The 8,089-nt window shown below is 71.2% G+C and carries 7 protein-coding genes; 2 read left to right on the plus strand and 5 right to left on the minus strand.

The genetic code is table 11. From position 1 onward, the window contains the following. Nucleotides 1-109: 109 nt before the first annotated feature. From rpsI to ACSW7Y_RS14605, 5 genes are all read right to left on the minus strand, one after another. On the minus strand, nucleotides 110-595 hold the full coding sequence (gene rpsI / locus ACSW7Y_RS14585) for a 30S ribosomal protein S9 (protein ID WP_175328271.1): 486 nt from the start codon (nucleotides 593-595) through the stop codon (nucleotides 110-112). Nucleotides 596-631: 36 nt separating this feature from the next. Then, nucleotides 632-1,078: a 50S ribosomal protein L13 gene (gene rplM / locus ACSW7Y_RS14590; protein ID WP_022904636.1), complete on the minus strand. Its 447-nt coding sequence runs from the start codon at nucleotides 1,076-1,078 to the stop codon at nucleotides 632-634. A 553-nt stretch (nucleotides 1,079-1,631) separates the two neighbouring features. Beyond that, on the minus strand, nucleotides 1,632-4,346 hold the full coding sequence (locus ACSW7Y_RS14595) for an ExeM/NucH family extracellular endonuclease (protein WP_438126968.1): 2,715 nt from the start codon (nucleotides 4,344-4,346) through the stop codon (nucleotides 1,632-1,634). A 133-nt stretch (nucleotides 4,347-4,479) separates the two neighbouring features. Next, nucleotides 4,480-5,226: an MBL fold metallo-hydrolase gene (locus ACSW7Y_RS14600; RefSeq protein ID WP_438126969.1), complete on the minus strand. Its 747-nt coding sequence runs from the start codon at nucleotides 5,224-5,226 to the stop codon at nucleotides 4,480-4,482. Continuing rightward, nucleotides 5,223-6,128: a tRNA pseudouridine synthase A gene (locus ACSW7Y_RS14605; protein ID WP_438126970.1), complete on the minus strand. Its 906-nt coding sequence runs from the start codon at nucleotides 6,126-6,128 to the stop codon at nucleotides 5,223-5,225. The genes ACSW7Y_RS14600 and ACSW7Y_RS14605 overlap by 4 nt, the downstream gene beginning before the upstream one ends. Nucleotides 6,129-6,218: 90 nt before the next feature. On the opposite strand from ACSW7Y_RS14605, the gene ACSW7Y_RS14610 reads away from it, so the two are divergent. Together ACSW7Y_RS14610 and ACSW7Y_RS14615 are read left to right on the plus strand one after the other, a co-directional pair. Then, nucleotides 6,219-7,214 (plus strand): ATP-binding cassette domain-containing protein, encoded by a 996-nt coding sequence (locus tag ACSW7Y_RS14610; protein WP_438126971.1) that lies wholly within the window; start codon nucleotides 6,219-6,221, stop codon nucleotides 7,212-7,214. Further along, nucleotides 7,211-8,041: an ABC transporter permease gene (locus ACSW7Y_RS14615; protein WP_438126972.1), complete on the plus strand. Its 831-nt coding sequence runs from the start codon at nucleotides 7,211-7,213 to the stop codon at nucleotides 8,039-8,041. The genes ACSW7Y_RS14610 and ACSW7Y_RS14615 overlap by 4 nt, the downstream gene beginning before the upstream one ends. Nucleotides 8,042-8,089 lie beyond the last annotated feature (48 nt).

The following is an 8,089-nucleotide window of genomic DNA, read 5'->3' on the forward strand; positions in this document are numbered from 1 at the left end:
GGCCTGGGCGAGACCCAGAGCCAGCGCGGCCGTCAGCTCGCCGTTGGCGAGACCACGAACACCGTCGGTACCGAACAAACGCGGCATTGCGATCGGGTTCGGTGAGCGACTAGCGCTTCGAGAACTGCGACGCCTTGCGGGCCTTCTTGAGACCGGCCTTCTTGCGCTCGATGACGCGGGCGTCACGGGTGAGGAAGCCGGCCTTCTTGAGCGCCGGGCGGTTGTTCTCGCGGTCGATCTCGTTCAGCGCACGCGCGATGGCGAGGCGGAGCGCACCGGCCTGACCCGAGGGGCCACCACCGGTGATGCGGGCGGTGACGTCGTAGGCGCCGAGGAGCTCGAGCACCTTGAACGGGTCGTTGATCAGCTGCTGGTGCAGCTTGTTCGGGAAGTAGTCCTCGAGCGTGCGGCCGTTGACCGTGAACGCGCCGCCACCGGGGACGAGGCGGACGCGGGCGATGGCCTCCTTGCGGCGCCCGACGGCACCGCCCGAGACGTTGAGGATCTGGCGGGGAGCAGCCTCGGCAGCGGCGGGTGCGCTCTCCGTGGTGAAGCTCTCCGGGGTCTGGTCGAGGGAGTCAGCGATCTGTGCCATGAGTTGTATCAGTCCTTGAAGTCGTCGTGGCCGTCGTTACTGCGCGACCTGGTCGAAGGTGTACGCCTTGGGCTGCTGCGCGGCGTGCGGGTGCTCCGCGCCGGCGTAGACCTTCAGCTTCTTGAGCTGCTCACGGCCGAGGGTGTTCTTCGGCAGCATGCCGCGGATCGCCTTCTCGACGGCGCGGGTGGGGTGCTTCTCGAGCATCTCCGGGTAGGAGGTCGCCGTGAGGCCGCCCGGGTAGCCCGAGTGACGGTAGTAGACCTTCTTGGCGAGCTTGGAGCCGGTGAGGGCGACCTTGTCCGCGTTGATGATGATGACGTAGTCACCCATGTCCATGTGCTGGGCGAAGGTGGCCTTGTGCTTGCCGCGCAGGAGCGCAGCCGCGTGGGTGGCGAGGCGGCCGAGGACGACGTCGGTCGCGTCGATGACGATCCAGTCGTGCTGGACGTCTGCCGGCTTCGGGGAGAACGTACGAGTCACAGGTGTGCTGCTTTCGTGTCGAGGTGAGGAGTCCGTGAATCCCGCTCCGGTGGGTGTTCCCCGCGCGATGCACGTGGAACTGCCCGGTGGAGGGCTCATCTGACTGTCCGGCGCACGGTGCGCACAGACCAAGGAGAGAGCCTACCCGACGCGACTCGCGTTGTCGAACGCGCCGACAGACGGACGGGAGGCACGGTGCCCGCTGGCACCGTCCTCCCTCGGAGGCTCGGTTGGCGCGGGGCTGGGCTCGGCGGGGCCTGGCGGGGCTGGGCCTGGCGGGCGGCATCGTGCGAGGTCGTCCACGTGGTGCGAGGAGGACATCACCGCACCGTGTCGACAACCTCGCACCGAGCGCCCGAGCGCCCGAGCGCCCGAGCGCCCGACACCGCACCGGGATCGCGAGTCGCGGGGAAGCAGAACGGGCCCGCCGTCCGGAGACGACGAGCCCGTTCAGGGTGTTTCGGTGATCAGCCGATGACCCGCGCAACGCTCCGCGTCGCCGCTGAGCGGGGCGCGCCCGTCCGTCAGGTGGTCACGTCCGTCAGGACGCCCGTCAGCCGAAGAGGCCGCGCAACCACGCGACGATCGCCGCGAGTGCAGCGGCGACGGCCTGGGCGACGGGGCCGCCGTTGCCCGGGGTCCCGGGTCCGTCGCCGGGCTTGCCGGGTCCGTCACCGGGCTTGCCGGGCTGGCCAACACCCGGCAGGTCGATGCCCACCAGGATCGGGTCGTGGTCGCTCGCGCGGTACACGTCGTCGCGCCACAGGTCCGTGACGTTGTAGTCGTAGCGCGAGTACTCCAGGCCGACCGACTCGACCGAGTTGATGTTCCAGATGTCCACGCCCGTGACCGTCTTCATCGCGGCGGGTGACGCGAACACGTGGTCGAGCGAGCCGCTCAGGCCGCTGAAGACGTACGACCACTCGGTCGGGTCCTCGGTCGGACCGAGGTCCGTGTAGCCGGCGTCGTCGAGGACCCGCACCGGGTCCTCCTGGCTGTAGGCGTTGAAGTCGCCGAGCATGAACACCTTGTCGGTGCCGGACGTCTTCTGCATCGCGGTCGAGAACGCCACGAGCGCCTTCGACTGCGCCACCCGCGAGGCGTTCGACGCGCCCTGACCGTCGCCCTGGTCGGCGTCCGCGCCCGTCCCGGAACCCTTCGACTTGAAGTGGTTCGCGATGACGAGGAAGGTGTCGGCCTTCTTCGGCTTCTCGACACCCTTGCCCTTGCCCGGCTTGGTCACGACCGGCGCGAACGCCTGGGCGAGCGGCTGGCGGGCGTTGGCGAACGCGTCGGAGTCGGTGAGGATCGTCGACCCGCCGACCGGCTGCACGCGGTCCTTCTTGTAGATGAGCGCGAGGCGGATGACGTCCTCACTGGCGGGCAGCTTCGACGGGGACTTCGCGTACGCCCACGTGTCCTTGCCGGTCGCAGCGTTCAGCGCGGCGACGAGGGTGCCCACGGCGGCGTCGCGGTCCCGGCCGAAGCGGGCGGAGTTCTCGATCTCCTCGAGCGACACGACGTCCGCGCCGAGCCCGTTGATCGCCTTGACGATCTTCACCTGCTGGCGGGCGAGGTCGTCCGCGTTCGCGGCACCACGGGCGTCGCAGCCGCCGCGCACGGTGACGGGGTCGCCGTCGCGGTCGGTGTAGTACGTGCAGCCGGTGAGCTGGTCGCCGGTCGTCGGGAAGTAGTTGAGGACGTTGAAGCCGGCGAGCTTGACGTCCCCGCCGACGTTCTCCGGCGCGGCCGTGCGGACGTCCGAGAACGACACCGGCAGGTCCGCAGCCGGGGTGGCGCCGGTGATCGGCGACGTCGGCTGGAACTTCCACGAGTCGTTCCGGTAGTCCATGACGACGGGCTCGTCGAAGGTGGCGGCAGCACCGACCGTGACCGGACCCTGTGTGAGCCACGAGACCGGGACCGACTGGTTCGCGGCGCTGAGGAAGTTCGTGCTCGCACCGTCGTCGAGGGTGACCTGGCGGGCGGCGTTGTCGGCGGCGACCGCGGCGGCCTCGGTGCTGCCCGGACGGGCGACCTCGGTCGGTTGGAGCAGGCGCTGCTTGCCGCTGGCGAGCACGACCTCGCCGTACTGGTTGGTCGTGTAGTTGTCCGCGACCGTGTAGTCGCCCTGCGGCGCGACGAGCATGCTCTCGAGCGACTCGCGCTGCGCGTCGGTGCGCGGGAGGGTGAGCGTGGCGGGGACCGGCTTCGCGACGCCGTCCTTCGGCAGTTGCTCGAGGCCCGCGGTGCTCGACACCGTCAGCTCGGTCAGACCGTTGAACTCGGAGACCGTGCCGGTGAGGCGCACCACGTCGCCGATCGCGACCTTCGCCGCGGTGGCGGCCGAGTACACGAAGACGGCGTCGGACGCGTTGTGCGTCCCCAGGTCGAGCGCGCCGCCGGTGCCGGCGGTCTGGACCGTGTAGCCGTTGAACCCGCCCGTGGCGTACACGGCGGTGACGACACCGTCGGTGCGGACGGTCTTGCCGGCGTACGGCGAGGTGTCCGTCGTTCCCTGCAGCTGTGCGATGGTGACCTGCTCGGCCGGTGTTCCAGGAGTGCCCGGGTCGGTCGGGTCCGTCGGGTCGGTCGGCTGGGTCGTCTCGCCCGCAGCGTTCTCGGGAGTGACCGTGCTCGTCAGCGAGAAGTCCGCCGCGTTCGAGTCCGTGTCGGTCGTACCCGTGCGGGTCAGCGCGTCGGGCACCGAGTTGGCGGTGCCTGTCGTGGCGGCCGCGGTCTCGAAGGTGTTCGAGGTGCCGTAGCCGAGCAGGTCGACGACGCCCGGCGTCCCGGTCGTGACGGCGCCGGCAGGGAGGGTCAGCGCGGTCGCCTGGTCGGCGAGGACGAGCGTCCCTGTCGAACCCGACGGGTTGAGCCCCGTGACGGCGTCGGCCTCGGGCAACGCCTGGCCGTTCGACCCGTTCGACCCCATCTGCACGAGGTACGTGCCGTGCGCGGGGACCGAGCCGGCGAGCTTGCCGATCGACGGCGCCCCGGTGCTCGTCGCGGCGCGGTACTGGAGCGACCATCCGTCCACGCTGATCGGCGCGTCGGTCGGGTTGCCGAGCTCGACGAACTTGTTCGTGAACGGCTGGTTCGCGCTGCCGCCCTTGAGGTAGGCCTCCTCGATGACGAGGCCGGTGCCGTCCGGGCTCGCGGACGCCGGGGCGGTGGCGACGAGCGGGGCGGCGAGGAGGGCTGCGGCGGTGACGGCGCACACCAGCGTGCGGCTCGTCACCCCCGCCGAGCGTTCGGTACGGAGCATGAGGACCTTCGCGTTCGTGGGTTGGCTCCCCCCGGTCGGGGGGCAACGACCCTCGGAACCTACCTGCCTGACCGGTCGCTCAGGTTGCGGTCAGGTAAATGATTGCTTCCCGGTACGAACTCGGCGCGGCGCCTCAGTGCGCGACCGGCAGCCACTCCGACCCGACGCGATGGACCGCCGGGCCGTGACCGGGGAGCAGGATGCCCGGCATCGGGAGCGCGCGTGCCGACTCCAGGGCACGCTCCTGGTCCGCCGTGAAGAACGGCGTGATCATCCGGGGTCGTGGTGCCCAGGACGCCGGTTGCGTGTCGTGCCGGGAGACCACCGCGTCGCCGGTCACGATCGCGTCGGCCGCCGGCAGGAGGTACGCCGTCGACCCCGCGGTGTGGCCGTCCGCGGGGAACGGGGTGATCGCGCGCCCGGCGAAGTCCGCCGCCGTGAAGGCGCGGACGGTCGGCACCGTCGTCGGACGCAGCGCGTCGGACCCGAGTGCCCGCAGGAGCCAGCGCAACGTCCGCGGTGCGGCGAGCCGTCCGCCGATCTCCGCAGGGGTGACCTGCTGGCGCGACGGCCCGCGGACGTTGTCGACCTCGTCCGCGTGGGCGAGGACCTCGACGTGCGGGAAGCGTTCGAGGATCCCCGGGATGCCGCCGACGTGGTCGACGTGCCCGTGGGTGACGTACACCCGACGGAGGTCGTCGAGGTCGTGTCCCGCCCACCGGACCGTGTCGAGCACGAGGTCCGTGTCCGCGGGGTAACCGGCGTCGATCAGGGCGACGCCGTCCTCCTCGGCGAGGACGACCCAGTTCGACACCGGGCCCTCGACGAAGACCACGCCGGGGGCGACGGAGACGACGGACCGGGCGGCGCGGGAGCTCATCCCCCGACCGTACCGGCGTCCGACTCGTCCTCGGTCCGGCGCGCTCGCGTCTGCTCCGCGCGCGCCGCGAGCTCGTCGTCGGCGGGGTACCCGACCTCGGTCAGCGTGAGGCCGCGGGCGGGCGCGACCTTGAACTCGCTCGTCCGCCGCTGCGCGGTCCGCAACTCCTCGAGGCGGTCGGGGCCGAAGCGGCCCTCGCCGACGGCGATGGTCGCCCCGACCATCGCACGCACCATCGAGTGGCAGAAGGCATCGGCCTGGAGGCTCGCCACCAGCGTGCCGTCCGGCTCGCGGTCCCAGCGGAACTCCTGGAGCGTCCGGATCGTGGTCGCGCCCTCCCGCGGCTTGCAGAAGGTCGCGAAGTCGTGCAGCCCGAGCAGCACCAGCGCGCCGCGCTCCATCGCCGCGGGGTCGAGGCGCGTCGGGTGCCAGGTGGTGTGCCCGCGACGACGTGGGTCGCGGGGAGCCCCGACGTCGGCGACCCGGTACTGGTAGCGACGCCAGAGCGGGGAGAACCGGGCGTCGAAACCGTCCGGGGCGACCGATGCCCGCGTGACGACGACGTCGCCCTCCGGTGCCGCGATGCCGTTCACGCGCTTCACGAGGCCGTCCAGCGGCGAGCGCCCGGTGCTGCCGCGCTTGGACCGCAGGGCAGCCCACTGCTCGGCGGAGAGGTCGAGGTGGGCGACCTGACCGGTGGCGTGCACCCCGGCGTCGGTCCGGCCGGCGACGGTCAGCAGGGGCGGCTCACCCCACCGTGTGAACACCGTGGCGAGCGCCGACTCGAGCGCACCCTGCACCGTGCGGAGCCCCGGTTGACGGGCCCACCCGGAGAACGCTGCCCCGTCGTAGGCGATGTCGAGCCGCAGCCGCACGCCGTCCGTGGTCTCGGTGTCGCTCACGCCACCACGCTAGCGGTGTCAGTGGCGCGTCAGTGGCGTGTGAGCGGGCGGCGGCACGATCGACCCCGACATCGACGAAAGGAACCTGCGATGACCACGACACCCCTCGCGGTGGAGGCATCCGGCCTCGTGAAGACCTTCGGGACGAACCGCGCCGTGGACGGTGTCGACCTCCGTGTGGAGGCCGGCACGGTGTACGGCGTGCTCGGCCCGAACGGCGCCGGCAAGACCACCACGATCTCGATGCTGGCGACCCTGCTCACGGCGGACGCCGGTGAGGCCCGCGTGTTCGGACACGACGTCCGGCGTGAAGCCCAGACGGTCCGCTCGCTCATCGGCGTGACCGGCCAGTACGCGAGCGTCGACGAGACCCTCAGCGCGACGGAGAACCTCGTGATCTTCTCACGGCTGCTCGGGCTCTCCCGTCGCGAGGCGAAGGCGAAGTCGTCCGAGCTGCTCGACCGCTTCGGCCTGACCGAGGCCGCCTCCCGCCCGCTCAAGGCGTTCTCCGGCGGCATGCGTCGCCGGCTGGACCTCGCGGCGAGCCTCATCGCGCAGCCGCCGCTCATCTTCCTCGACGAGCCCACCACCGGACTCGACCCGCGGACCCGCGCGCAGATGTGGGACACGATCCGGGAACTCGTCGCGACCGGCTCCACCGTCCTGCTGACCACGCAGTACCTCGACGAGGCCGACCAGCTCGCCGACCGCATCGCCGTCATCGACCACGGCCGGGTCGTCGCCGAGGGCACGGGTGACGAGCTGAAGGCGTCGATCGGCACCTCGTCACTCCAGCTCCGGCTCACCGACGGGCTCCGGCTGGACGCCGCGCGGACGATCGTGCGCACCACGCTCGGCGTCGAGGCGGTCGCGAGCCCCGAGGGCTCCCGACTGACCGCACCGATGACCGACCCCGACCGGGTGACCGACCTGCTCGTCTCGTTCCGCGAGGCCGGCATCTCCCTCGCCGAGATGAGCGTGCAGAAGCCGACCCTCGACGAGGTCTTCCTCACCATCACCGGGAGGCCGACGGACGCCGACGCGACCGACGGCGCCGACCGCGAGCTCGAAGGGAGCATCGCATGACCACCATCGCCCCCACCCCCACCTCGGCGCCGCGCGTCACACCTCGCGCCGGAGTCGGCAGCAGCGGCCTCGCCGCCACGGTCCGGCAGTCGTTCACGATGGCGTACCGCGGTCTCGTGAAGATCCGCCGCACGCCCGAGCAGCTCTTCGACGTGACGCTCATGCCGATCGTCTTCACCGTGATGTTCACCTACATCTTCGGCGGGGCGATCTCTGGTGACATCGGCAGCTACCTGCCCGTGATCATCCCCGGCATCCTCGTGCAGACGAACATCACGTCGTCGATCGTGACCGGTGTCCAGCTCCGGGAGGACATGGACAAGGGCGTGTTCGACCGCTTCAAGTCGCTCCCGATCGCGCGGATCGCACCACTCGCCGGCGCCCTGCTCGCCGACACCGTCCGGTACGCGATCGCGACCGCGATCACCTTCACGGTGGGCATCATCATGGGTCTCCGTCCGGAGGGCGGTCCCGCAGCGGTCGTGCTCGCCGGGCTGCTCGTGATCGTCGTCGCGTGGGCGATCAGCTGGATCTTCGCGTACTTCGGCGTCGTCGCCCGGACGGCGTCGAGCGTCTCGGGCATCGCGAACCTCGTGCTGTTCCCGCTGACGTTCCTCTCGAACGCGTTCGTCCCCGTCGACACCCTGCCGAGCTGGCTGCGGTGGTTCACCGAGGTCAACCCGATCTCGCACCTCATCACCGCGGTCCGCGAGCTCGTGAACCACGGCGCGGTGACGGGTGACCTGTGGATCAGCCTCCTCGGAGCGGCGGTCGTCGTCGCGGTGTTCGCCCCGCTGACGGTCCGGACCTACATGCGGAAGGCCTGAGGTCCCGATCGGAGGTCCTCGAGCACGCTGCGCGCCGCCGCCTCGGCC

The organism is Curtobacterium flaccumfaciens (assembly GCF_051548005.1).
In the GTDB taxonomy this organism is placed as follows: Bacteria; Actinomycetota; Actinomycetes; order Actinomycetales; family Microbacteriaceae; genus Curtobacterium.